The organism is Streptomyces sp. NPDC024632, from assembly GCF_055559175.1.
In genome coordinates this window covers 42,811-67,904 of record NZ_JBVHLD010000014.1, presented here as the reverse complement: position 1 = coordinate 67,904, position 25,094 = coordinate 42,811, and the positions used below count along the sequence as shown (strand labels likewise).

Below are 25,094 nucleotides of genomic sequence, written 5' to 3'. Positions count from 1 at the left end.
ACCATGCCGTGGTGGAAGCACCGCTGCCGAGGCGCCCCGCGTCGGCGGACAGGCCGATCCAGGGTGCTGGCCGATGATCGCGGTCGGTGCCGGTGCCGTCAATTGCCCCATGGGGCATGGTTGAGCATGTGTACAACGTATACCCTACACATGCTCGCGCGCACCCGCACGAAGATGTCCGTCGGGTGTCGGCATATGCGCGCGGGTTCGCAAAGACAGCGTCTTTTTTATCCGCAACTCCTTTTAGCGCGACTGTATATGCTGTATAGGCGGTAGTCGCCGGCGGACGGCGCGGTGATCCGCGTCCAGCGGCCCGCGCGGCTCACGCATCCGCCGGTCACCCGGAACCAGGGCGACCAGGCGACGCGGACGACGGTGCTCCCGGCCTTCGGCAGCCGGACCGTCACGTCGGCCTCACCCGCCCGCAGCACGCGCGCGGGCGCCGAGGCCAGCGGCACCGGGCGCTCCACCGCGAAGACCGTCCAGTACGGGTCCCGCCAGACCGGCCGCAGCCAGTCGGGGCGGGCGGCGGGCGCGAGCAGCGCGGCCTCCGCCGCGCCGGGACCGCCCATGTCGCCGTGGGGCAGCACGACATACGCCACCGCCCAGTCGTCGAGCCAGCGGCGGTAGGCGGCGGCCGGAAGCGTCCCGTCCGGCAGCGTCCCGCCGTAGAACAACCGGTCCCTCTTCACGTCGAGTTGACGGTTCCAGCCGCGGGCGATCTGGACGACGTCGGCGAAGAGCGTCGACTCGCGGTGATCGCGGGCCGGAACGACCTCGATACGGTGCCGCTCGGCGCGCAGTCCGCGCAGCGCGCGGGTCACCCCCTCGGTGTGCGAGGCCCAGTCGGGGACGGCGGTGGACATGCGCAGTTCCCTGCCGGTCTTGGCGGCCAGCGCGTAGCCGTTGTGACCGAGCGCGCCGGTCAGCACGACGACGAGGACCGCGCCGAGCACGGGGGCGCGGGCGGCCGTACGGGTCGGGCCCCGGTCCAGGCGCACGTACGAGCCGCCGCGCGGGCGTCGGGCCACGCGTTCCATCAGCGCGGCGGCCAGCAGCGGCAGTCCGGCGATCCCGGCCAACCGCTCGACGTTGGTGCCGACGGGCGAGGCCACGCAGGCGGTGAGCGCCGTGCCGAGCGCGTACGCGACCGCGCCCGCCCGGACCGTGCGCCAGGACCGCGGCGCGGCCAGGGCCAGCGCCAGGGAGGTCACCAGCGGGCAGACCGCCGCGTCGGCGCTCATCAACTGCTCGCCCTGGAAGGGGAAGAGCACGTACACCGCGCCCAGCACCAGCACCGGCGGCGCCGCCAGGGCGAGCGCGGCGGCGCGGCGGCCCGCCGCCAGCAGACCCGCGCCCGCGACCCACAAGAAGAGGGCGGCGACCGGGCTGGACATCGCCGTGAGCGCCGCGAGGACCGCGGCGCCCGCCCAGCGGTCCGGCGCCCGTCGCACCCGGCACAGCGCCAGCAGCCCGAAGGCCGCGCCGACCGCGAAGGTCGTACGCCCCGAGGCCACGTCGCACCACTGGCACACGGCGCCCAGCAGCGCCGGGACCATCGGCCGCCGCACGCCGGAGCGGACGAAGAGCACGGCCATCGCCCACGTCGCCGCCAGACCGGCCGCGACCGAGACGGCCCGGACCCCGGCGTACGCCATCAGCGGCGGGGTGAGCACGCTGTAGTCCATCGTGTGCATGCCGCCGTACCAGGCGAGGTTGTACGGCGTGCCCGGATGCCGCCCCGCGAAACCGGCCCACGCGACCTGGGCCGCGAGGTCGCCGCCGCCCGTGGCCAGCAGCCACGCCCAGAGCGCGTACAGCGGCGCCGCGCAGGCGACCGCCACCGCCGGGACCGGCCAGCGCCTGCGTCGTGGGGCCGGCCGTACCTGTCCTGTCCGCTGCGTGGGCCGCGGCAGCACCGCGGGCTGAACGACCGACACATCACTCATAGCGGACGCCTTCCCCGGAAGCGGCGGGGACAGCGGGTCGGCCGGGAAAGGCCATACTCGGTATGCATACTGAGTATGTATACCGAGTATGGCCGGGTGGGCGCCACCGCCTCCCCGGCGGGGCATGGCAGCATCGGGGACGGCCGGACCGGACAAGGAAGCGAGAGGCGCACACCATGCCGTTGCAGATCACCGCCACCGACGCGGAGCACCCGTCGGCGCTGCTCGACCTGGAGTGGAACCTGCCGCTGGAGGAGTGGCCGGACACCTCACTGGTCGCGCTGCCGCGCGGCATCTCCCGGCACGTCGTGCGCTTCGCGCGGGCCGGGGACGAGGTCGTGGCGATCAAGGAGGTCAGCGAGTGGGCGGCCGTGCGCGAGTACGGGCTGCTGCGCGACCTCGACCGGCTCGCGATACCGGCCGTGGACCCGATCGCGGTGGTGACCGGCCGGGCCGCCGCCGACGGCACCCCGCTGGAGCCCGCGCTCATCACCCGGCACCTGAACGGCTCGCTGCCGTACCGCTCGATGTTCGAGACGACGATGCGCCCCGACACCGTCAACCGCCTGCTGGACGCGCTCGCCGTCCTCCTCGTACGGCTCCACCTGGTCGGTTTCGCCTGGGGCGACTGTTCGCTGTCCAACACGCTCTTCCGCCGTGACGCGGGCGCGTACGCCGCCTACCTGGTGGACGCCGAGACGGGGCAGATCCAGCCCGAACTCACGCGCGGGCAGCGGGAGTACGACATCGAGCTGGCCCGGGTGAACATCGCGGGCGAGCTGATGGACCTCGAAGCGGGCGGCTCCCTGCACCCCTCGGTCGACCCGGTCCCGTTCGGCGAGGCGATCGTCCGCCGCTACGCCGACCTGTGGCACGAGCTGACCCGCGAGTCCGTCTACCCGGCCAGCAAGCGGCACTACATCGACCGCAGAATCCGCCGCCTGAACGACCTCGGCTTCGACGTCGCCGAGATGCAGATCGAGCGCTCACCCGGGGGCGACACCGTGACCTTCCTGCCCAAGGTCGTCGACGCGGGCCACCACCAGCGCCAACTCCTGCGCCTGACCGGCCTCGACACCGAGGAGAACCAGGCCCGCAGCCTCCTCAACGACCTGGAGTCCTGGATGGCCACCCAGGACGACCACGCCCCCGCCGACGGCCTGCCCGCCGCCCGCCCCGAAGTCCTCGCCCACCGCTGGCTGCGCGACGTCTTCCGCCCCGCCGTCCGCTCCGTCCCCCAGGACCTGCGCGCCCGCGTCGACCCGGCGCAGGTCTACCACGAACTCCTCGAACACCGCTGGTACCTCTCCGAGCGCGCCCAGCGCGACGTGGGCCTCGACGCCACGGTCGAGAGCTACACCACCGAAGTCCTCCCCCACCTCCCCGACCCGGCGCTGCCGACGGACGGCGAGTGAGCCCGACCTCGCAGGACAAGAAACTGGCCGTCGGCCCGCACACACCGTGCACCAGAAGAGTCCTCGTCGCCGTGCACACCCTGGTGTACGGGCAGCGGCTGGCGGATCTGTTGCCTTTGCTGGAGTCCGATCCGAGAATCCGGCTCGTCCTCAGCGTCGCGCCGCACGAGTTCGACGCGGGAGCCACACGCTTCGTCCGCGCGACGGGCCGCGCGTCGATTCCCTGGGAGGAGGCAGTGCGTACGCCCTTCGACCTCGCGCTCTCCGCCGGTTCCCGTGGTATCGAGCAGGTACGCGCTCCTGTGGTCCGGCTGCCGCACGGAGCATCACACATCAAGCTGGCGCGCTCCAGGGATCCTTCGGGGCAGCGGGCAGTACCGGGGCTGAGCCGTGATCACCTGATGTGGGACGGCCGAGTCACGTCACGCGCGGTGGTGCTGGCCCACGAGCGAGACCGACAGGACCTGGCACGCTGGTGTCCGGAGGCATTGCCCTTCGCCAAGGTCGTGGGCGATCCGTTCTTCGACCGGATCAAGGACAGCCTGCCTTTGCGTGCCGCGTACCGCCGCGCGCTCGGGCTGCGTTCACACCACCGGCTCGTCGTCGTCAACGCCACCTGGCGGCCCGGACCGACGGTGGACCACCTGCGAGCCCTGCTCGCGCGGCTGCGACGTGGAGTGCTTCCGCCGGAGGTGAAGATCGCGGTCCTGATCCATCCCAACGTCTGGGAAGGACCGGACGGCCGGCGTCTCGACGGTCGACTCGCCGCCGACCGGAACCCCGGGATCGAGGTGATCGCTCCGGAGGCCGATTGGCGGCAACTGCTCATAGCCGCGGATCTGCTCATCGGTGACCATGGCTCGGTGTCCGTGTACGGAGCCGCGGCAGGCGTCCCCATCGCGCTCTCGCACTTCCCTCACGCCTACGTCAATCCGAGGTCACCTGCGGCGGAACTGGCCCGTGTCGTTCCCCTGTTGGACCCGGCCCGTCCACCGGCCGAACAACTGGCCGAGCTGCTGGCCGCGCCCTCGTCAGGACACGACAGCCAGCGGTACGCATCCGTCGTCGAGCGCATCACATCGGAGCCCGGCCGCTTCGACGCGAACTTCCGCCGGTTGGCCTACCAACTCCTCGGGCTCGGCGCGCCCGACGGTCCGCCCGAACCGTCCCGACGCCCCTTGCCACTGCCGGCGGCCCTGAGTCGGCTGAGCCTGCGCCCCAGCCGTTCCGCGTCGTCCGGGCTCATCCGCTCATAGATGCTGTACGAACACTGGTAGTGGCGTCGTGCGGCCATGGCGTCGGCATGCCGTTCAGTGATCTCTCCCAGCATTTCCCACACCCGCGCCTCCCAAGGGGCGGCCCCTAGAGTGTGGAAGCGGTGCTGCGCCAGAAGCAACTGCCGCTCGGCTTCCGCCGCGCGGTCGATGTCGGCATAGGTGCGGCCCAGGAACGCCTGTGCCCGTGCAGCGTCGTAGAGGTCTCCCTCATCCACCAGCGCGGCGTACGCGTGTTGGAAGAGACCGGCCGCCTCGACGTGACGGCCTTCCTCCCGGGCGGCGTTGCCCAGGCTGATCCTGGTCAGCGCGGCACCGCGCTTGTAGCCGATCCGCTCGCGCAGCGTCAGTGCCCGGCCCAGGAAACTGCGAGCATCGTCCACCTGCCCGTCGAGCAGCCGCGCCGTGCCAATCCCGTTGAGTGCCTGGGCCTCCGTCCATAGGTCGCGGTCTTTCATCGCCATGGTCAGCGCCGTGCCGTACCACGCGGCTGACTCCTCCAAACGGCCGCTGTTCCGAAGGGCCACACCGCCGGAGGTGAGCATTCTGGAGACGCCCTCCCGGTGACCGGCCCGCCGGGCCGCCGCCAGCCCAAGCCGGTGTGCTTCCAGCCACAGATCCTGCGGTCGCAGCCGCAGGAAGGCAGGCCACATCGCATCCACCAACTGCCAGACCAGGGCATGCCGGCCGGCGTCGTCCGCCGCGCGCAACAGCGCCATGAGATGGCCGAGCCCATGCTTGAGCCACCTCACCGCATCCGTGGAATCGGCGAAGTGAGTGGTGGCCAGCAGGCCTTCGTCGTCCCTCCACAGGACGCGTCGGCCAGGGCAGAGCAGAAGCTCTGCTGTCCTGGCCGTCGCGAGGTAGAGGTCGAGCACGCGGCGGACCGATTTGCTCCGCTCAACCGGGCTCGACTCCGATTCGGCGTGCCTCCGGGCATGAGGCAGCACCGTGTCGTGGAGTCGGTAGCGGCCGCCCCCGGCAGCCTGGACCAGGTACATCCCCACCAGGACGTCGAGGCGGCGCGCGGCGTCCGCGACCGAGATGTCGCAGGCCGCAGCCAGCACGCTTTCGTCGAATTCCTGCACCGGTGACAGACCGAGGCAGCGGTAGGCAAGGGCCACGTCGTGGGACAGGCTCCTGTACGACGCGTCGAGGAAGGCCCATGTCGCATACGGGACAGCCGATTCCGCGGCCGGCTCCGCCTCCTGTTGGACCAAGGTTCCGACCACCTCGCTGATGCTCAGGACCGGGCTCGACGCCAACCTGGCGGACGCGAGGCAGACGTTCAGCGGCAAGCAGGCGCTCAAGGAGATCACCTGCCGTGCGGCCGCGGGTTCGCGCTCTGCCCTGCGCTGGCCGCTGAGGCCCATGCCTCGCACCAACAGCTTCATGGCGGCTGCGGGTTCGAGCGGTCCCAACTGGTGGAAGGCGACTCCCTCGGCCGCGAGTTCGGTCAGCCGATTGCGACCGGCCACCATGACCACGGTGCCGCCGGGGCCGGACAGCAGAGGACCGACCTGGCGGGAATGGCCCGCGTTGTCGAGCATGACGACAAGACGCCGTGTACGGGTCACCGAGCGCCACAACCGGGCTCGTTCAGCGGGCTCGGAGGGCACCGGCGTGAATCCGAGAGCTCGTAGCAGTCGGTCCAGAGTTTCAGGCGGCTCGACTTCGCGGCCGCGCTGATGGCCGCATAAGTCCACGTACAAGGTGCCGTCGGGGAAGGCGTCGGCATGGCGGCGCAGCCACGCAGCGGCGAGTGTGGTCTTGCCGCTCCCCGCAGGGCCGCTCAGCGCGATCGTGCGTCCGGCGTGGGCCAGGGAGGCAGCATAGAGATTGTCGAGATGTGCCAAATCCTGCTCGCGGCCGAGGAAATGGTCTGGTTCCAGGACTTCCAGGAAGTGCTGACGCTCAGGTCCCGGGTCAGAACGGCCTGCCGCGAACGGACGGCCGTCATTGTCCCGGCTCGGCATAGCGTCGCCTGCGGTCCAGCGCGGGAGGCCGGAGCCGGGATCCGGACGAGTACGCTCCAGGTGCGGATGTCGCGGGTCGGCCTGCCACGTCTCGTCCATCATCGCTGCCCCCTCACCGCGATTATCCGTCCGACGGCCGGCCGAGCACCCGGTACCAGCCATTCCGGACCGGCGCGGGCGCAACCGCGCGAGCGTCAGGCGCGGTCGAAGGAGTCGGTGGGGTCGCGGAGGGCGACCGTGGCGTGGCTTTCCTGGAAGCTCTGTTCGGAGACGACGGTGAGGCGGGCGGTGGCCTGGAAGTCGCGGACGGTCAGGGCGCCGCAGGAGACCATGGTGGCCTTCATTTTGGCGACGGTGACGGCGAGACCTTCGCTGAGGTCGCCCGCGTAGGGGACGTAACCGTCCACGCCCTCTTCGAAGACCAGGCCCTGGCCGCCCTGTTCGTAGCGCTGCCAGTTGCGGGCGCGGCTTGAGCCCTCGCCCCAGTACTCCTTGACGAAGCCGTCGCGGGTGGGGAGCTTGGCGCCGGGTGCCTGGTCGAAGCGGGCGAAGTAGCGGCCCATCATGACGAAGTCGGCGCCCATCGCGAGGGCCAGGGACATGTGGTAGTCGTGCACCAGGCCGCCGTCGGAGCAGATCGGCACGTACTGGCCGGTCCGCTCGGCGAAGGCGTCGCGGGCCGCGGCGACGTCGAGGACGGCGCTGGCCTGGCCGCGGCCGATGCCCTTCTGGTCGCGGGTGATGCAGATAGAACCGCCGCCGACGCCGACCTTGACGAAGTCGGCGCCCGCCTCGGCGAGGAAGCGGAAGCCCTCGCCGTCCACGACGTTGCCGCCGCCGACCGGGATCCGCGGGAAGTGCTCCTTCGACCACGCGATCGCCTGGGCCTGCCAGTCGCTGAAGCCGTCGGAGGAGTCGAAGCAGAGCACGTCGGCCCCGGCCTCGGCCAGTCGCGGGACGCGCTCGCGGTAGTCGTGCGTGTTGACGCCCGCGCCGACCCGCAACCTCTTGTCCTGGTCGACCAGTTGGTGGGGGAAGCGCTTGTTGTCCGAGTAGTCGGAGCGGAAGACCAGGTAGCGCAGGAAGCCCTCGGCGTCGACCACCGGCAGGCAGTCCAGACGCTCGTCCCACAGCCGGGAGTTGGCCTGCGACAAGGTGATGTCGTCGGTCGCGCACGCGAGGACGTCGACCGGGACCATCCGGCTGGAGACCGGCTCGTCGGACCGGTGGCGCTGCGGGTGGAAGTCGCGGGAGGTCACCAGGCCCAGCAGCCGCCCGGTGCCGGTGCCGTCGTGGGTGACGGCGGCCGTGCTGTGACCGGTGGTCCGCATCAGCTCCCGCAGGCGGCCCAGCGGGTCCTGCGGCCGTACGTTGGTGTCGCTGACCACGAATCCGGCCTTGAAGTTCTTCACCGCGCGGACGTCCGCGACCTGGTCGGCCACCGGCCGGTTGTGGTGCAGGAAGCTCAGCCCGCCGTCGCGCGCGAGCGCGATGGCCAGCTCAGGAGAGCTCACCGACTGCATCATCGCGGACGTGAACGGGGTCCGCAGCTCGATCGGCGACGGCTCGTCCCGCGCGTGCCGGACCAGGGGCGTCCGCAGGTCCACCGCCTCCGGCGAACAGTCCGTCCGCGTCCGGTTGGGCAGCAGCAGGAACTCGTTGAAGGTGCGCGAGACCCCTTCGATGATCTGAGCCATGCACCCGGACTCTACAGGCGCCGCCCGTCCGCCGCGCGGCGCCCTGCCGCAGGTCAGTCGCCTTCCGCGGGTCCCGGCGGCGGATGTCAGAGCGCCGCCGCCTCCGCGCGCTCCTGGCGGCGGATGTCAGAGCGCCGCCGCTTCCGCCCGCTCCCGGCGGCGGACGTCAGAGCGCCGCCAGCTCCGGCAGCAGGTCCACCGCGAGCGACACGTCGGGGGTCAGCGCCCGGTCCTCGGTGGCCGTCGGCAGCGCGGAGTCCAGGACGGCGAAGACCGGCGCGTGGGTACCGGCGCCCGCCGACAGCGCGGGAAGCGCCGGGTGCAGCCGCAACGCCCGTACGGCGGCCACGAGTTCGCAGGCGAGCACGAGCCGGTAGGCGTCCACGGCGCGCAGCGCCTGCCGGGTGGCCTGGGAGGCGAAGCTCGCGGCCTCCTCGACCCCGCGCGAGAGCACCGCGTGCCCGGCCGAGGCCGGTACGGCGCTGGCGCGTATCTCCGCGAGGGCGGAATTGGCGCTGTACTCCAGGATCATCATGCCCGAGCTGGCCGCCGAGCCCCCGGCGAGGTAGGAGCGCAGGCCGGTGATCTCGGGGTCGCCGAAGGCGGTCAGCCGCGCGGCGGACAGCTGCGCGGTCTGAAGTACGGCGAGGCAGAGGTGGTCGAGCGCGAGCCCGACGGGCGTGGCCATGAAACCGCCGTGGTGGTACGCGACCGGCCCGCCGTCCGGTCCCTCCTCGCCGATCAGCGGGTTCTCCGAGGGGCAGTTGACCTCGACGTCCAGAATCCGGCGCAGTGCCCAGGCCGCCTCCAGCGCCGGGCCGTGCACCTGCGGGAAGGCCCGGAAGCCGTACGGGTCCTGGATGCGGCGGCCGGTGGCGCGCGGCCGGTCGGGGACGCCGAGCAGTCTGCGGACCTCGGCCCCGGCGTGCAGCGCGCCCGGATAGGGGCGGATGGCGAGGGCGGGCGCCGCGTACGCCTCGAGCGAGCCGGAGACGGCGGCGAGCGAGAGGGCCGTCACGGCGTGCGAGGCGCGCAGCAGGATGTCCAGGTCGTGGCAGACCAGCGCGGCCTGCCCGAGGGTGAAGGCGCTGCTGCTCATCAGCGCGAGCGCGTCGCCCTGCTGGAGGGTGACGCGGCCGGGGAAGGGCGCGGGCACCGCGGCCGGGTCGAGCGCGGCGGCCGGGTCCAACCCACCGGCGGACGGCGGCACTTCACCGTCGGGCGACGGACCGGACGACGGCGAAGGCGACGGCGAAGGTGCCCGCGAGGGCGACGGCGTGGACTGCGGCGAGAACGGCGACGGCGAGGACTGCGGCGACGGCGACGGCCACGGCCCCTCGCGGAAGGCGTCCGCGGGATCCGGCTGCCGCCCCAAGTCCTCGTGCAGCCACGGCCGTTCGCCGATCAGCGCGAGACCGGTCTCGGCGAGCGCGGTCAGATCCCCGGTGCCGACTGCCCCGTACTCGCTGACCGCCGGGTGCACACCGAGCCGCAGCGCCTCCACCAGGGCCTGCACGACGGCCGGTTGGAGCGCGGAGCCGCCCGCCAGCGCCTGGTTGGCGCGGACGGCGAGCGCGGCACGCACCTGGCGGGCCGGGAGCAGCGCCCCGACCCCGCCCGCGTGGCTGCGCAGCAGCCGCAGGTCCTGTCCCGCCTGGTCCTCGTCGCTGACCGGCACGAGCCGGTTCGCGCCGACGCCGGTGTGCCGCCCGTACATCCGGCCCGCGGCGGCGGCCTGCCGCGCGGCCCGCCAGGAGCGGTCCGCGCGGGCCAGCGCCTCGGGCGGCACGGTGGGTACGGCCGTCCGGTCCGCGATCCGCGTCACGGCGTCGGCGTCCAGGCCGGCGCCGTCGAGCACCACGAAGGCCCCCTCCTCGGCGGAGGGTGCCGTCGTGCGGTGCGTCGGCGTCTCGGAATCAGAGGCTGTACCCACTGCGCTGTATCGGTCCCGCTGCCGCGGTCAGCCGAGGCCGACGGAGGTCAGCCAGGTCTTGGCGACCTCCAGCGGGTCCTTGTTGTCGCTCTGCACCTGGGTGTCCAGGCTGAGCAGGGCCGCCGTGTCGAGCTTCGCCGACACCGCGTTGAGCGCGGCGACGCCCTCCTTGGACAGACCGCTCTTGTAGACCAGCGGGATCACGTTCTCGAAGCCGAAGAGGTTCTCCGGGTCCTGGAGGACGACGAACTTCTCCTTCTCGATGGTCGGGTCCGTGGTGAAGACGTCGGCGGCCTGCACATTGTTGTTCTTGAGCGCCGCCGCGGTCAGCGGACCGCCCGCGTCGAGCGCCTTGAACGACTTCGGCGTGAGGTTGTAGACCGACTTCAGGCCGACCAGGCCCTGCTGCCGGGTCTGGAACTCGGGCGAGGCGCCGATGGTGATCTCGGAGCCGTACTTCGCCAGGTCCGCGATGGTGGACTTCTCGGTCAGCTTGTACTTCGCCGCGGTGGCCGCGTTGACCGTCAGGGAGTCCTTGTCCTCGGCCGGTGCCATGTCGAGCAGCGTCAGCTTCGGGTCGAGCTTGGCGAGTGCCGCCTCGTTGGTGGCCTGGGCCGTCTTGGGCGTGGCCTTGGCGTCCAGGTATGCCAGAAGTGCGCCGTTGAACTCCGGCAGTACGGTCAGCGAACCGTTCTTCAGCAGGCCGTAGGTGGTCTCCCGGCTGCCGATGTTCGGCTTGTAGCTGACCTTGATCCCCTTGGCCTTCAGGGCCTCGCCGTAGATGTCGGCGATGAGGATGCTCTCGGGGAAGTTGTTGGAGCCGACGACCACGGTGTCGCCGCTCGCCTTCGACCCGGCCAGCGGGTCCTTGGCCTTGTCGGAGCCGGAGTCACCACAACCCGCGAGCAGGGGCGCCGCGACGGCGGCGACGACGGCGACCGCCGCGAGGCGGCGTATGTGGCTCGGGCTGGACCAGGTGCTCTTCACGTGAGAGGTCACGATTTCCGCTTCCGGGCTCGGGGAGTTTCGGTCTCTGATCGGGCGTACTCGTGGCGTAGGCGCACCCACACACGCGGACGTACGTCGAGTACGCACACACGTGCGGTTGCGAGTGCTACCCAGCGATCCAATCCAGCCGCTTCCGCGTCAGTCAAGAGCAGCCTGATCACCGATCGGCATCGATGTCTGAACACCGGTGGATTGGTCGGTGATTCCCGTTCCGTACGGTCGTGTCCGTAACAAATTATTGATGGTGTGGTCAGGTAGTCGTGGTCAAGAGGAGGTAGTCTCCCCGACGTTGGTCAGGTGCTCGGACAACCGCGGGGAGTATCCGGTCACTTCATTCCGGTTACGTACAGAAGCGTTCATTTTGCGCCACTGTCGTCGTGTCCGGTTGTCGGCGAGCCGGTAAGCGGTTCCGGAGGAGGCTTGGTGTCCGTGCACGAGGTGGACGGGTCGGCACGTCCTGACCCGGAGCCACACGTCAGGGGCGGGGTACGGAACTTCGCCGACCGCTGGCCGTTCCGGCGCAAGCTCAACGTCCTCGTCGGCGTTCCGCTTGTCGTGGTCGCGATGCTGCTCGCCTACGTGATCACCGGCCTCGTCGGCCAGGCCCAGGACGCGGCCTCGGCCGCGCAGCTCGTCCGCGACAGCCGCCAGGTCGCCGAACTCGTCGACCTGGTCGAGACCGAGCACCAGCAGGCTCTGCTGCTGTCCGTGCGCTACGAATCGGCCACCTCGGGCAAGCGCCCGTCGCTGGTCGCCTACCGGCAGGCGCGCACGGCCGTGGACGCGCAGGTGGAGAACGTACGCGCCACCTTCGGATCGCGGCTGCCCGCCGCGGAGGCCCAGGTCCTCAAGGAGATCAACGGCCTCGGCAGCCTGCGGAGCACCATCGAGCAGAGCTATCTGCCCGCGGACAACATCGACCCGGCGTACACCGCGACCGTGGACGGCCTGATCGACGGCCTCGGCCTGGATCTGAACAAGAACCTCAGCTCGACCCGCACCGGCAGCATGCTGGACTCGCTGCTGCGCGCGGAGGCCGCGCACGCCTCCTTCGAGACCAGCGTCTTCTCCGCGCAGACCGGTGACACCAACGCGCTGATCGAGTTCAACAACGCGGTCGGCTACCAGCAGCTCTACGTCTCCCAGGCCAGCCGCTTCGGGCGGTTCGCCAGCGACGCGCAGCGCACGGAGCTGGCCGGGATCGAGATGAACCCGGTCTGGAACGGCATCGCGCTCCAGTACGCGGGCCTCCAGATCGACCCGAGCGCGCTGGAGGCCAGCGGCCCCGCGCAGGTGCGGGCGGCCTTCACCAAGGCCCTCAAGTCCTACCCGGACTACCAGAAGCAGGCGCAGACCCGGCTGAAGATCACCGGATCGCTGATCGACCAGATCGCGCACCGCGCCGACCGGGCGTCCGACGACGCCTGGTGGCGGGCCGCGTGGCTGCTCGGCGGCGCACTGCTGGCGTTCGTGCTGTGGCTGGCCTTCTCCGTGGCCGTACGCCGCTCGGTGATCCGGCCGGTGCAGGTGCTGACCGGGGCCGCGACGGAGGTCGCCGAGGTGGCCGGGCAGGAACTGGCCCGGGTCGCCGACGACGACGCGGACTTCGCGGGGGCGCCGCGCCTCCAGGAGGTGCCGGTCACCGCGCACGACGAGATCGGCGACCTGGCCGAGGCGTTCAACCGCGTGCAGTCCACCGCGGCGGCGCTGCTGGAACGCCAGGTGCTCAGCCGCCGCAACGTGGCCGAGATGTTCGGCAACGTCGGCCGCCGCGTCAGCAACCTGACGGCCCGTCAACTCACCCTGATCGACGCCCTGGAGCGCGGCGAGACCGACCCCGCGCTGCTCGACCGGCTGTACCGGATCGACCACCTGGCCGTACGCCTCCAGCGCAACGCCGACAGCCTGATGCTGCTCGCCGGTATCCGCGAGGCGGGCCTGGACGCCAGCCCCACCGCGCTGACCAACGTCGTACGCGCCGCGCTCGGCCAGATCGAGGGCTACCAGCGGGTCTCGCTGCTCGCGGACACCGACGTCACGGTCGCGCCCGACATCATCGCCGACCTGACGCTGATGCTGGCCGAACTCCTGGAGAACGCCGTGGCGTTCTCCCCGGCGCGCAGCCCCGTCGAGGTGTCGGTGCGCGACGGCGCCGAGGGCGCGCTGATCGAGATCACCGACCACGGCCTGGGCATGAGCGCGGAGCGGCTGGCGGAGGAGAACGCCCGGCTGATCCGCCGCGAGCGCCTCGACCTGGTGCCGACGAAGGTGCTCGGCCTGTTCGTGGTCGGCAGCCTGGCCCGGCGCTGGGGCATACGGGTCACGCTGACGCGGACGCCCGGCGGCGGTGTCACCAGCCGGGTGACGATCCCGGCGACGCTGCTGCTGCTCATGAGCCCGTTCGCGGAGCCCGTCGCCGAGGGGGCGGCTCCGGCCGCCAAGGCCGTCGGCGGCGCGCGGGAGGCCGCCGCGGCTCCCCGCCACGTCGAGGCCGAGGAGACGGTCGCGCTGCCCGAACGCCGTACCGCGCCGTCGTGGGCCGGTACGCCCGCGGCAGGCTCCCCCACGACACCCGCGGGCCCCGCCCCGGTGCCCGCGCCGCGCGCGCCGGAACCGGCGGCAGGACGCGACGACGGACGCGACGGATCAGGATCAGCCGGACCGGGCGAACCCGGCGGCACCGGCGGACCGGGCGACGGCCGCGACGGCCTGACCCCGCTCCCCCGCCGCGTCCCGCAGCGCCAGGCGGCCGAGGAGACCCCGGCCGCCCCGGCGCCCGCGGCGGGCGGACCCACCGCCCCCCACTCCGAGCAGGACCGGCCCCCGAGCGACGGCGAGGACGGCGGCGCCCGTCCGCTGCGCCGCCGGGTGCGCGGTGCCACGCTCGCCACCACACTGACCGACGCGGGACGCGCGGCCGCGCGCCGGGCCCCCCGTCAGACAGACGCAGAAGAAGTCCGCTCGGAACTCGACGAGTTCGAGGCCGCAGTGGAGCGGGCCAACCGTGACGTCGCGAGCGGCACGGCACCCGGTACGACGAACAGCCAAGCAGGGCTTCCGGAAGGAGCGGACCAGTGACATCGCCGACAGGTGGGACCCCGGCCGGACAGGACCCGCCCGCCGATCTGCGCGCCGCCGCAGCCGACTTCACCTGGCTGCTGAACCGTTTCGCCACCGAGACCGCGGGCGTGGTAGACGCCATCGCCGTATCCTCGGACGGCCTGCTCATCGCCGTCTCGCAACTGCGCGACGCGGCCGACTCCGAGCGGCTGGCGGCCATCGTCTCCGGCATCACGAGCCTGGCGGCGGGCGCGGCGGGCAACTACGGTCTCGGCGGCCTCAACAAGGTGATCATCGATCTGGAGGACGGCCATGTGCTGGTCTCCGCGATCGGCAGCGGCGCGGTGCTCGGCGTCGTCACCTCCAAGGAAGCCAAGCTCGGCAACATCGCCTACGAGATGACGGTCTTCGCCAACCGCGCGGGCGCCGCCCTCAGCCCGCAGCTCGTCCTCGAACTCAAGAACAGCGTCGCCGTTCCGTCCCCGCGCGGCCGGTCCTGGGACTAGCGAAAAGCGAGGAGAGCAGAAGGAGGAGGCAGGCACATGGCGGCCGGTGACACGCCAGTCGGCGAGGGGTCCCGTACGGGCTCCGCCGACGACCCGGTCGGCCGGGCACCCGCGGTACGGCCGTTCCTGGTCACCGCGGGCCGGGTGGCCGGCACCAGGTCGGGACCGCCGATCCCGGTCGAGACCCAGGTGGTGACGACCGCGGCCGGTGTCGGGGCGCTCGACGGGCTCTCCTTCGAGGAGCACGACATCGTCGCGCTCTGCCGCGTGCCGCAGTCGCTGGCGGAGATCGCGGCCAAGCTCCGCCTGCATCTGAACGTGGTCCGCGTGCTGGCCGAGGACCTCCAGTCCGGCGGCCATCTGTCGGTCTACGTTCCCAGCTCCGACATCGCCCAGGACATCTCCGTACTGCGAAGGGTTATCGATGGGCTCCGCACCATCCCCGACTCCAGGGGGGCATTACGTGACACCGAGTGAGCCGGCGGGCCGGGGCGCCCGCAGGACCGACTCAGGGCTGCCGACCGCCGTCCGGCCGCCGCTGCCGGTGAAGATGGTGATCGCGGGCGGCTTCGGTGTCGGCAAGACCACCACCGTCGGGTCGATCTCCGAGATCAGGCCGCTGACCACGGAAGCGGCCATCACCGAGGTCGCCGCGGGCGTGGACGACCTCAGCCACACACCGCACAAGACGACCACCACGGTCGCCATGGACTTCGGCTGCATCACGATCGACGCGTCGCTGAAGCTGTACCTGTTCGGCACGCCGGGGCAGGACCGTTTCGGCTTCATGTGGGACGACCTGGTGGAGGGCGCGCTCGGCGGGCTCGTCATCGTCGACACCCGGCGGCTCGACGACTGCTACGCCGCCGTCGACTACTTCGAGCACAAGGCGATCCCGTTCGCCGTCGCCGTCAACGCTTTCGACGGGCACGTCGAGCACGCCATGGACGAGGTGCGCTGGGCGCTGGACATCGCCGAGCAGGTGCCGGTGTTCACCTTCGACGCGCGCGAGCGCGGTTCGGTACGGGACGCGCTGCTGGTCGTCCTGGAGTTGGCGCTGGCGCGCGCGGAGGGCTGAGCGGGGGCCGTTGCCGTACGGCCCCCGACCGTTCCCCCACCGCTCCCGCGTGGCTTCCCCCTGCTCCTTCGCGCTGCCCGGCGGTCAGCCGCCGCGGCGCACTCCCGGGGACACCACGAGCCGGTTGACCAGCCAGAACAGGCCGATCGTGGTGAGGGCGAGGCCCGCCACGAGGGTCGCCCCGCCGACGACCTTCTCGTAGTTGCGCTGGTAGAGGCCGTCGATGATGTAGCGGCCGACACCGCCGAAGCTGACGTACGCGGCGATCGACGCGGTGGAGACCACCTGGATCGCCGCGGAGCGCAAGCCGCTGAGGATCAGCGGGAGCGCGACCGGCAGTTCGACCTGGAAGAGCACGCTCGTGGTGCTCATGCCCATGCCGCGGGCCGCGTCGACCGGCGAGGGGTCGACGGTGCGCACGGCCTCGTAGGTCGTGACCAGGATCGGCGGCACCGCGAGCGCGACCAGCGGGATCATCACCGGGGTCAGGCCGATGCCGACCCAGACGGTGATCAGCACCAGCAGGCCGAAGCTGGGCAGCGCCCGCGCGGCGGTCGCGATGGCCGCCAGCGCGTTCCCACCGCGTCCGGTGTGGCCGGTGAACATGCCGATCGGCAGTCCGATGGCGGCGGCGATGGCGAGGGCCATGAGGCTGTACTGGACGTGCTCGAACAGCCGGTGCGGGATGCCGTCGGCGCCGTGCCAGTGCGAGCCGTCGCTGAAGAAGGCGTTGACGAAGTGCAGGACGTTCATCGGGCGGCGTCCTTCAGGGTGGGCGCGGTGGGCGCGGGTCGTGAGGCGGGCTCCGCCGGTTCCGACAGCGGTACGCCCTTGCGCCTGGCCTGTCCGCCGCGCGGCATCCACGGCGTGAGCAGCATGCGGATCAGGACGAGTACGCCGTCGACCGCCATGCCCAGTACGGCGATGGAGACCACGGAGGTCACCACCAGCGGTGTGCGGTGGTAGAACATGCCGTCGGTGAGCAGATTGCCGAGCGCTCCCTGGTTGCCGATCAGGGCGCCGACGCTGACCAGGCTGATGCTGGACACGGCCGCGACCCGCAGCCCGGCGAAGATCGCGGGCACCGCGATGGGCAACTGCACCTGGAGATAACGGCGTCCGGGGCCGAGGCCCATGGCGGTCGCGGCGGCCATCGTCTCCTCGGGCACCGACCGGACGCCGTCCACGATCGCCGGGACCAGCAGCACGAGGCTGTAGACGGTCAGCGGGATCATCACGGTGGTCTCGGTCGCGCCGGTGTAGTCGATGAGGACGACGAAGAAGGCGAGCGACGGGATCGCGTACAGCACGGTCGTGACCCACAGCACGGGCGAGTAGATCCACTTGAAGCGGACGCAGAGCTGGGCGACCGGCAGCGCGATGAGCGTGCCGAAGAGCACCGGGAGCAGCGCCTCGCGCAAGTGCAGGCCGATCAGGCCGAGATAGGAGTGCTGGAGGTCGCTGGGGATGGTGAAGTACTCGCTCATCGGGCGGCCTTGGCAGCGGTCTCCGGGTCGGCGTCGGCCGGGTCCGCGGCCTTCGCGCCGGACCCGCCGTGCCCGCCGGACGCGGCGGTCTTCGCGGCGCCCCTGCCCGCGCCGCGTTCCGCGTGGGCGCCGCGGATGGCCTCGGCGATCGTCGTCTGCGAGGTGACGCCGACCACCCGCCCGGTGTCGTCCACGGCGACCGCCCAGCCGGTGGGCGAGAGCACCGCGCAGTCCAGCGCGTCGCGCAGCGACTCCTCGCCGAAGACGAACGGGCGCCCGTGCGGCAGCAGATCGGCGCGGTCCAGCCGGTCGGCGCCCTTGGCCGCGGCGGCGGGCTCGGTCCAGCCGATCGGCCTGCCGTCGGTGTCGGTGACCAGGAGATAGGGGGCGTCGGACGCCGCGGTGCGCTCGGCGACCTGGGCGGAGCTCGAGTCGACGGCGATGATCGGCGCGGTGGTGAGTTCGAGTCCCGCCGAGGTGAAGAAGGACAGCCGGCGGATGCCGCGGTCGGTGCCGAGGAAGTCCTCGACGAACGCGTCGGCGGGGGCGGTCAGCAGCTCGTCCGGCGGTGCGTACTGGGCGAGTTTCCCGCCGGTCCGCAGCACCGCGACCATGTCGCCGAGCTTGATGGCCTCGTCGATGTCGTGCGTGACGAAGACGATGGTCTTGTCCAACTCGGCCTGGATACGCAGCAGTTCGGCCTGGAGCCCCTTGCGGACGATCGGGTCGACCGCGGAGAAGGGCTCGTCCATCAGCAGGACGGGCGGGTCGGCGGCGAGCGCCCTGGCCACGCCGACGCGCTGCTGCTGGCCGCCGGAGAGCTGGTACGGGTAGCGCTTGGCCATCGAGGCGTCCAGGCCGACGCGTTCCATCAGGTCCCTGGCGCGCTTCCTGGCCCGGTTGCGGTCCCAGCCCAGCATGCGCGGCACGGTCGCGATGTTGTCCACGATGGTGCGGTGCTGGAAGAGTCCGGCGTTCTGGATCACGTAACCCATCGACCGGCGCAGCGCGTTGACCGGCTGCGCGTGGATGTCGGCGCCGTCCAGCAGGATCCGGCCACCGCTGGGCTCGACCATCCGGTTGATCATCCGCAAGGTGGTGGTCTTGCCGCAGCCGGAGGGTCCGACCAGTACGGTGATCGAGCCGTCGGGTATGTCAAGGGAGAGTTCGTCGACCGCCACAGTGCCGTCGGGGTATCGCTTGGTCACCGAATCTATCTGTATCAAGTTCCTGATCCCCTTCGGGGCTGGGCTTGGGGGGACTGTTTCCGGCCGTCGCGCGGAAAGCCTATCCCGCACATGTGTCCATTCCGGGGAACATCCGTCCCATGGGACGCAGGGCGGCCATCTTGACATGGGCAGGACATAGGGGTGTTCTGGTCTCGACCACGGCCCGGAGGACGGCACTTGGCCGGACCCCGCGGCCCGGCCCGGTCCCCGGTCCCGGTCACCCCCCACCATCCGTCGCACAGGCGGCGTCCGAGCCGCCGGGAAGCGGAGCCATGCCCGCACACATGCCCGCGCACCTGTCCGCTCACCACGCGGTCCCCCACCGTCCGTCGCGCGTGCGTTCCTCGCGCGTCCTCGTCCTCGTGCTGTCCTGCCTGCTGCTGAGTCTGGTCCCCACGACCTTCAGGGCACAGGCCGCGACAGCGATCTGCAACACGTACTGCGACGCGCGCGATCCGGCCGCCGCGCCCTCGGAGCGCGTGCCCGTCAGCGCCTCGATCTACTCCCGCAGCATTCAACTTCATGTGGATGACAACGATGCCATGGGCTGGGCGTCCATCGGCAACGGCAGTCCGGGCGACGAGGTCTGGCTCGACCGGTCCTTCGACGGCGGCGCCACCTGGACGAACGGCAGCAAGCTCGGCGACACCGTCACGCCCGCGGCCAACAGCGGCTGGCGCACGCTGATGTACAACGTGGACGACTGGAACACCAACGGGGTCGGCGCGCTGCGCGCCTGCGGCAAGGCGGGCGACCGGCCCGAGATCGCCTGCACCCAGTGGGCCAGGTCCAACTGGAACGCCTGGAGCCAGAGCACGGCCGCCGCCACCGCGCTGATGATGAAGTGGGACCGCGGCACCGGGCTGTTCGGCGGCAACGGCTGGTGGACCGCGGCCAACGCGCTCACCTCGGTGATCGACAACATCCGCACCAGCGGCATGCCCAGCTACGGCTACGCGGTCTCGCGCACCTACGACCTCAACGTCAACGCGCGCGAGGGCCAGTTCAGGAACGACTACCTGGACGACACCGGCTGGTGGGGCCTGGCCTGGGTCGACGCGTACGACCTGACCGGCGACAGCCGCTACCTGAACACCGCCCGCGCCGACGCCGACCACATGTTCGGCTACTGGACGAGCAAGTGCGGCGGCGGAGTGCAGTGGAACGAGACGAACGCGTACAAGAACGCCATCACCAACGAGCTGTACCTCCAGCTCAACGCCGCGCTCCACAACCGGATCTCCGGTGACAGCGTCTATCTCGGGCGGGCGCGGAGCGAGTGGAGCTGGTTCCAGAGCAGCGGGATGATCAACTCCTCGCACATGGTCAACGACGGGCTCAACGACTCCTGCGTCAACAACGGCCAGCCGACGTGGACGTACAACCAGGGCGTGATCCTCGGCGGTCTGAGCGAGCTGTACAAGGCGACCGGCGACAGCGGGCTGCTGACCACCGCGCGCACCCTCGGCAACGCCTCGACCACGTCCACCGCGGTCAACTCCGGCGGGGTGCTGCGCGAGCCGGGCGAGGGCGACTCGTGCGACAACGACGGGGCGTCGTTCAAGGGCGCGTACGTCCGGGGGCTGCGCGACCTCAACAAGCAGCTCTCCGACCGCCCGTACAGCGGCTATCTGCGCACGCAGGCGAACGCGGCGCACGCCAACGACCGCAACGCGCTGGACGTGTACGGGCCGCACTGGAACGGGCCGCTGGCCGGGACCGGTTACGGCTGCCAGCAGAGCGCGCTGGACGCGCTGAACGCGTCCGAGGCGAGCTGACGTCTCCGCCGCGAGCGTCACACGCCGCCGCCCGCCCCGGAGTCCGGGACGGGCGGCGGCTCTCTGTGCGCGGGGCTCGGCCTCGGTATCGGCCTCAGCCGACCGACAGGGCGAACACATGGAAGCCGCTGTCGTTCGGCAGCGTCACCGTGGCGACCGTCTTGGCCGGGTCGAGCGCGCCGCCCGTGGTGTAGAGGCTGACGGCGTGGTCGCCGAGCGTGTCACCGGGCGGGCGGTTCCAGTTGGCCGTGGTGACCGCCAACTGGCTGTTGCCGCCGGCCGCGTTGCTGTACCAGTCGGGCAGGACGACCGCGAGGTCCGCGCTCGTGCCGTCGGTGTAGGTCACCTTGACCGTCCCGGCGTGCGTGGAGCTGATGCCCGTGCCGAGCAGGCCCAGGCGGGTGCCCTGGCCCCGCAACCGGATCACCTGTCCGGCCGCCGCCACGTTGTCGGGCTGGCCCGGCTGCGTGTCCGGCCAGGTGTACGGCAGTCCGCCCGCGGTCACCGTGGCGCCCGGCGTGTAGCCGACCGCCGCCAGTTGGGTGGCGGAGAAGCTGTAACCGGCGGGGTCGAGGGTGCCGGTACTCGGATCGCTGTCGGCGCTGATCCCCTTGTTGTTGTACGCGGCGGCCGTCGTCGCGTACGGGACGGTGGTCGCGGCGTCCGCGGTCCTGCTCTGCCTGCCGCTGAGGTCGTACGTCGCCTTCCCCGTCAGTGTGGCCGCGCCCGGCACCGCGTTCGCGGGCGCCGTGACGACCCAGGTGGCGCTCACCGAGGAGTGCGGCGCGACCGTACGGCCGACGGCCTTGCCGGGTGCGGGCGTCGCCGTCCAGCCGGCCGGGACCTTCAGGCTCAGCGCGAGGTCGCGCACGGTCGAGTCGCCGGTGTTGGTGAAGGTCTGCTTCACCGGGTACGAGGCACCGGCGTCGGCGGTGGCGGGCACGGAGAGCGCGGTGTACTGCGCGCCGACCGTCCTGCTCACCGTCACCGCGGACGTCAGCGGGGTGTCGGCGGACGACTGGCCGACGTACAGCGGGTAACGGCCCTTGAGGACCGTCCAGTCGTGCGCGTCGGCGTCCCACGTCCGGAACGCGTCGGCGGACAGGGTCAGCCGTACGGTCTTCGTCCGGCCCGGCTTGAGCTGGACCTTGGCGAAGGTCTTCAGGGCTTTCGGCGGCTCGCCGGACCCGGCCGGGTAGCCGATGTAGAGCTGCACCACGTCGGTGCCGGTGCGGCGGCCGGTGTTGGTGACGTCCACCGAGACCCGGACCGGCTGGGTGCCGCGGGCGGTGGCCTCGACCCGGTCGTGGTCGACCGTGAGGCGGGACTGCTTGAAGGTGGTGTACGACAGGCCGTATCCGAACGGGAAGAGCGGGGTCTGGCCCTGCTGGTCGTACCAGCGGTAGCCGACGTCCAGGCGTTCGCTGTAGTCGTACACGCCGTTGACCGCGGGGTAGCGGCCCGGGGCTGCGGCGACGGCGGTCTGCGTGTCGGACTTCGGGAAGCTGACGGGCAGCCGGCCGCCGGGCTCGGCGTCGCCGGTGAGCAGCGCGGCCAGCGCGTTGCCGTCCTCCTGGCCCGGGTACCACATGTCGAGCACGGCGGGGACGTCGGAGAGCCACGGCATGAGCACCGGCGCCCCGGCCCTGACGACCACGACGGTACGGGGGTTGGCGGCGGCGACCGCGCGGATCAGGTCGTCCTCGTTGCCGGGGAGCGCCAGCGTCGTACGGTCGGAGCCCTCGCTGGAGGAGTCGCCGACCACGACGACGGCCGCGTCGGCCTTGGCGGCGGCGTCGGCCGCGGCCTGGATGGTCGGGTCGGGCAGTCCTGCCCCGGACCAGCCGATGGTCACCGAGGCGTTCTGGGCGCTGTCGTAGTACTCCACGCGCAGGCTGTGCGGCTCGCCCGCGGTGAGCTGGACGGGCGCGCTCTTGACCGTACTGGCCGCGTGGTCGGACCAGTTGTCGACGATGAGCTGTCCGTCGAGGTAGATCCGGCTGCCGTCGTCGCTGGTCGCGGAGAAGGTGTACGCGGCCGTGGCGGGCGCGGTGACCGTGCCGGTCCAGCGGGCGGAGAAGTTGTCGACGGGGATGCCGTCGGCCGGGGAGCCGAGGACCCAGTCGAAGTCGATGTCCGGGTCGTCGCGGGTGACCGCGGGCGTCCCGGAGAGCGTCTTGTTCGCGAAGTACTCGCCCTTGAGGCCGGTGAGCGCGGAGGCCGGGATCGCCGGGAAGCCGCCGGCGCCGCCCGCCTTCACCGAGGTGACGTCGACTCCGCTGCCCAGCCTGGCCTTCAGCCCCGAGACCGGGTCGACCTTCTTGTACGGGGTGACCGCGGAGCTGCCTCCGCCGCCGGTGACCGCGGTCTCGGCGTTCGGGCCGATGACGGCCAGGGACTTCAGCTTCCTGGTGTCCAGCGGCAGGGTGCTGCCGCTGTTCTTCAGCAGGACGCTGCCGTCCTCGGCCGCCTTGCGCGCGAAGGCGCTGTCGGCCTCGTAGTCGACGGTGGTGGGGGTCCTGCCCTCGAACTGCCCGGTGCGGAACTCCAGTCGCAGGATGCGGCGGGCCGCGTCGTCCAGGACGGACTGCGGCACCTGGCCGGCCGCGACGGCCGCCGGGAGCTGCTGGAAGTAGGTGGTGCCGCTGAACTCCTGGTCGAGACCGGCCAGCGCGGAGGCCACGGTGCTGTGGTTGGCCGGGTAGTCGGTGTCGACGACGCCGTCGTACTTCCAGGTGTCGATCAGGATGTCGCGCAGGATCTGCGCGTTCTCGCAGGCGTAGGTGCCGTTGACCTTGTTGTAGGCGCACATCAGGGACCAGACGTGGGCGTCCTTGACGGCCTTCTCGAAGGCGGGCAGGTAGATCTCGTGCAGCGTGCGCTCGTCGATGTTCGAGCTGGTCGTCGTGCGGCCGTTCTCCTGGTTGTTGCCCGCGTAGTGCTTGACCTGCGCGGCGACGCCCTGCTTCTGGATTCCGTCGATCTCGGACGCGCCGATGTCACCGGCCAGCGCCGGGTCCTCGCCGAAGGTCTCGAAGTCGCGCCCGCCGAGCGGGGTGCGCACGATGTTCACCATGGGGCCGTAGATGACCTGGTAGCCGCGGGACTTGGCCTCCGAGCCCATCACCGTGCCGTACCGCCTGGCGAGTTCGGTGTCGAAGGACGCCGCCAGCGAGACCGGGGACGGCAGCGCGGTGGCGGGCTGCCCGTCGCGTACGCCGCCGGGGCCGTCGGTGAACTGCGTGCCGGGGATGCCGAGGCGGTCGATGCCCGGTATGTAGCCGGTGGCGTGCGACCCGCTCGGCACGCCCACCGCCGTCATGAGCGTGGCCTTCTCGGTGTTGGTCATCTGCCCGAGCAGCAGGTCGATCCGTTTCTCCAGCGGGAGCCGGGAGTTGAGCCAGGGCCGCTGCCCGGCTCCGGCGGGCCCGGTGCTGCCGGACGCGGGTCCTGCCAGCGCCAGCGGTACGGCGAGGGCGGTGACAGCGGCTGCTGCGACCGCGAGACGAGCCATGCGCATACGTTCTCCAAAGGGGCGTCATTGCCGGCGAATTCAGGAGGTGAACGCAAACGCCTCGAAGTCTGCGCTCACCCAGGAAGAGCGTCAAGAACATGAACACGACACGCTGTTCTGAACGCGCCGACCCTTCGGGTCCCGGCGTCCGTCCCGGTTCCGGCGGCCGGGACGGGGGCGGGGGCGGGGCCTTCCTTGGCGGCGGGGCCTTCCTTGAGGGCAGGGCCTTCCGCGGTGGCGCGGTCTTCCGCGGTGGCGGGGCCTTCCTTCGTGGCAGGGCCTTCCGCGGCGGCACGGTCTTCCGCGGTGGCGGGGGTCACAGGGGGCAGGGTGGCTCCGGAGCGGGGCGCGGGGGATCATGGGTGCGGACGACGGGCGGGCGAGCGGAGGTACGGGCGTGACGGCGGCGTTGGTGGTGCAGCACGGGGCATCCGGAGGGCCCGGCCGATGGGAGGGCTGGCTCGGCGAGGGCGGCGTCGGCGTGGACGTGGTCGCCGCGTACGACGGCGAGAAGGTGCCCGAGCGGCTGGGGCGGCGCCCCCTGATCGTGCTCGGCGGCGGCTATCTGCCCGACGACGACGAGCGGGCCCCGTGGCTGGCGGCCACGCGCGAGCTGGTGCGGCAGGCGCTGGAGGCCGGCACACCGGTGTTCGGGATCTGCCTCGGCGGCCAGATGCTGGCGCAGGTCGCGGGCGGCGCGGTGCGCGGCGAGCACGGGCGGCCCGAATTCGGCAGCACGACCTTGACGCTGCGTCAGGAGGCGGCGGACGACCCGCTGTTCGCCGGGCTGCCGGAGCATCCCACCGCGATCGAGAACCATGTGGACGCCATCGTCGAACTCCCCGACGGCGCGCGGTGGCTGGCCGAGAGCGAGCGCTGCCCGTACCAGGCGTTCCGGGTCGGCGAGAACGCCTGGGGCGTCCAGTTCCACCCGGAGACCACGGCGGACCGCATCCGCGGGTGGAACGTCGAACGCCTGCGGCGGCACGGCGTGGACCGCGACGAGCTGCACCGCGCCGCCGTGCGGGACGACGCGGCCGCGGCCGACGTATGGCGTCAGGTGGCGTTGCGCTTCGCCGCCGTCGCGTCGGCGGCGTGATCACCTCGCGCGGGTGAGCGCGGGGGAACGCGGTCACGCCGCGTACCGCACGACGGCCCCTGTGCCGTGCCGGGCGGCGGGCCTTGCCGCG

16 protein-coding genes and 1 pseudogene are annotated in these 25,094 nt (G+C 71.8%); 8 read left to right on the top strand and 9 right to left on the bottom strand.

What is annotated here, in order from left to right; all coding sequences use genetic code 11:
* Positions 1-227 precede the first annotated feature (227 nt).
* Positions 228-1,949 (bottom strand): hypothetical protein, encoded by a 1,722-nt coding sequence (locus ACZ37P_RS26940; protein ID WP_467349015.1) that lies wholly within the window; start codon positions 1,947-1,949, stop codon positions 228-230.
* Between the two features lie 176 nt (positions 1,950-2,125).
* On the opposite strand from ACZ37P_RS26940, the gene ACZ37P_RS26935 reads away from it, so the two are divergent.
* Both ACZ37P_RS26935 and ACZ37P_RS26930 read left to right on the top strand, forming a co-directional pair.
* Complete coding sequence (locus ACZ37P_RS26935) at positions 2,126-3,364, top strand: DUF4032 domain-containing protein (protein ID WP_391044476.1); 1,239 nt, start codon at positions 2,126-2,128, stop codon at positions 3,362-3,364.
* The gene (locus ACZ37P_RS26930; RefSeq protein ID WP_467349013.1) at positions 3,361-4,620 is read left to right on the top strand and encodes a hypothetical protein; all 1,260 of its coding nucleotides are present in this window, start codon (positions 3,361-3,363) and stop codon (positions 4,618-4,620) included. Before ACZ37P_RS26935 ends, ACZ37P_RS26930 begins: the two co-directional genes overlap by 4 nt.
* A gap of 251 nt (positions 4,621-4,871) precedes the next feature.
* Here ACZ37P_RS26930 and ACZ37P_RS26925 read toward each other — a convergent pair.
* From ACZ37P_RS26925 to ACZ37P_RS26910, 4 genes and pseudogenes are all read right to left on the bottom strand, one after another.
* Positions 4,872-6,614: pseudogene (locus ACZ37P_RS26925) on the bottom strand (AAA family ATPase); the annotation flags it as partial.
* A 194-nt stretch (positions 6,615-6,808) separates the two neighbouring features.
* Complete coding sequence (locus tag ACZ37P_RS26920) at positions 6,809-8,311, bottom strand: IMP dehydrogenase (RefSeq protein ID WP_467349011.1); 1,503 nt, start codon at positions 8,309-8,311, stop codon at positions 6,809-6,811.
* A gap of 166 nt (positions 8,312-8,477) precedes the next feature.
* Positions 8,478-10,172, bottom strand: coding sequence for an aromatic amino acid ammonia-lyase (locus tag ACZ37P_RS26915; protein ID WP_467349010.1), 1,695 nt, complete (start codon positions 10,170-10,172; stop codon positions 8,478-8,480).
* A gap of 99 nt (positions 10,173-10,271) precedes the next feature.
* Complete coding sequence (locus tag ACZ37P_RS26910; RefSeq protein ID WP_391044472.1) at positions 10,272-11,243, bottom strand: ABC transporter substrate-binding protein; 972 nt, start codon at positions 11,241-11,243, stop codon at positions 10,272-10,274.
* Positions 11,244-11,675: 432 nt separating this feature from the next.
* On the opposite strand from ACZ37P_RS26910, the gene ACZ37P_RS26905 reads away from it, so the two are divergent.
* The 4 genes from ACZ37P_RS26905 to ACZ37P_RS26890 are packed head-to-tail and all read left to right on the top strand — an operon-like array spanning position 11,676 to position 15,896.
* Positions 11,676-14,330 (top strand): sensor histidine kinase, encoded by a 2,655-nt coding sequence (locus ACZ37P_RS26905; protein WP_467349009.1) that lies wholly within the window; start codon positions 11,676-11,678, stop codon positions 14,328-14,330.
* Complete coding sequence (locus tag ACZ37P_RS26900; RefSeq protein WP_355344344.1) at positions 14,327-14,818, top strand: roadblock/LC7 domain-containing protein; 492 nt, start codon at positions 14,327-14,329, stop codon at positions 14,816-14,818. The genes ACZ37P_RS26905 and ACZ37P_RS26900 overlap by 4 nt, the downstream gene beginning before the upstream one ends.
* A gap of 36 nt (positions 14,819-14,854) precedes the next feature.
* The gene (locus tag ACZ37P_RS26895; protein WP_188280651.1) at positions 14,855-15,295 is read left to right on the top strand and encodes a DUF742 domain-containing protein; all 441 of its coding nucleotides are present in this window, start codon (positions 14,855-14,857) and stop codon (positions 15,293-15,295) included.
* Positions 15,282-15,896, top strand: coding sequence for a GTP-binding protein (locus ACZ37P_RS26890; protein ID WP_401723706.1), 615 nt, complete (start codon positions 15,282-15,284; stop codon positions 15,894-15,896). The genes ACZ37P_RS26895 and ACZ37P_RS26890 overlap by 14 nt, the downstream gene beginning before the upstream one ends.
* 84 nt (positions 15,897-15,980) lie before the next feature.
* Here ACZ37P_RS26890 and ACZ37P_RS26885 read toward each other — a convergent pair whose 3' ends face one another.
* Genes ACZ37P_RS26885 through ACZ37P_RS26875 form a run of 3 tightly spaced genes read right to left on the bottom strand, consistent with a single transcriptional unit; the run spans position 15,981 to position 18,609 of the window.
* Positions 15,981-16,649 (bottom strand): ABC transporter permease, encoded by a 669-nt coding sequence (locus ACZ37P_RS26885; RefSeq protein WP_355344351.1) that lies wholly within the window; start codon positions 16,647-16,649, stop codon positions 15,981-15,983.
* Positions 16,646-17,383 (bottom strand): ABC transporter permease, encoded by a 738-nt coding sequence (locus ACZ37P_RS26880; RefSeq protein ID WP_355344354.1) that lies wholly within the window; start codon positions 17,381-17,383, stop codon positions 16,646-16,648. Before ACZ37P_RS26880 ends, ACZ37P_RS26885 begins: the two co-directional genes overlap by 4 nt.
* The gene (locus ACZ37P_RS26875; RefSeq protein WP_467349006.1) at positions 17,380-18,609 is read right to left on the bottom strand and encodes an ABC transporter ATP-binding protein; all 1,230 of its coding nucleotides are present in this window, start codon (positions 18,607-18,609) and stop codon (positions 17,380-17,382) included. The genes ACZ37P_RS26880 and ACZ37P_RS26875 overlap by 4 nt, the downstream gene beginning before the upstream one ends.
* 287 nt (positions 18,610-18,896) lie before the next feature.
* On the opposite strand from ACZ37P_RS26875, the gene ACZ37P_RS26870 reads away from it, so the two are divergent.
* Positions 18,897-20,390: a glycoside hydrolase family 76 protein gene (locus ACZ37P_RS26870; protein ID WP_467349089.1), complete on the top strand. Its 1,494-nt coding sequence runs from the start codon at positions 18,897-18,899 to the stop codon at positions 20,388-20,390.
* 94 nt (positions 20,391-20,484) lie between these two features.
* Here ACZ37P_RS26870 and ACZ37P_RS26865 read toward each other — a convergent pair whose 3' ends face one another.
* On the bottom strand, positions 20,485-23,904 hold the full coding sequence (locus ACZ37P_RS26865) for a glycoside hydrolase family 3 C-terminal domain-containing protein (RefSeq protein ID WP_467349004.1): 3,420 nt from the start codon (positions 23,902-23,904) through the stop codon (positions 20,485-20,487).
* Between the two features lie 397 nt (positions 23,905-24,301).
* Between ACZ37P_RS26865 and ACZ37P_RS26860 the strand changes: the two genes are divergently transcribed.
* Positions 24,302-25,003 (top strand): type 1 glutamine amidotransferase, encoded by a 702-nt coding sequence (locus ACZ37P_RS26860; RefSeq protein WP_366823680.1) that lies wholly within the window; start codon positions 24,302-24,304, stop codon positions 25,001-25,003.
* Positions 25,004-25,094 lie beyond the last annotated feature (91 nt).

Excerpts from the sequence above, each read along its gene's own strand:
- ACZ37P_RS26940 (WP_467349015.1), bottom strand. The coding sequence starts at position 1,949 with ATGAGTGATGTGTCGGTCGTTCAGCCCGCGGTGCTGCCGCGGCCCACG.
- ACZ37P_RS26935 (WP_391044476.1), top strand. The coding sequence starts at position 2,126 with ATGCCGTTGCAGATCACCGCCACCGACGCGGAGCACCCGTCGGCGCTG.
- ACZ37P_RS26920 (WP_467349011.1), bottom strand. The coding sequence starts at position 8,311 with ATGGCTCAGATCATCGAAGGGGTCTCGCGCACCTTCAACGAGTTCCTG.
- ACZ37P_RS26895 (WP_188280651.1), top strand. The coding sequence starts at position 14,855 with ATGGCGGCCGGTGACACGCCAGTCGGCGAGGGGTCCCGTACGGGCTCC.
- ACZ37P_RS26885 (WP_355344351.1), bottom strand. The coding sequence starts at position 16,649 with ATGAACGTCCTGCACTTCGTCAACGCCTTCTTCAGCGACGGCTCGCAC.
- ACZ37P_RS26880 (WP_355344354.1), bottom strand. The coding sequence starts at position 17,383 with ATGAGCGAGTACTTCACCATCCCCAGCGACCTCCAGCACTCCTATCTC.
- ACZ37P_RS26870 (WP_467349089.1), top strand. The coding sequence starts at position 18,897 with ATGCCCGCGCACCTGTCCGCTCACCACGCGGTCCCCCACCGTCCGTCG.
- ACZ37P_RS26865 (WP_467349004.1), bottom strand. The coding sequence starts at position 23,904 with ATGGCTCGTCTCGCGGTCGCAGCAGCCGCTGTCACCGCCCTCGCCGTA.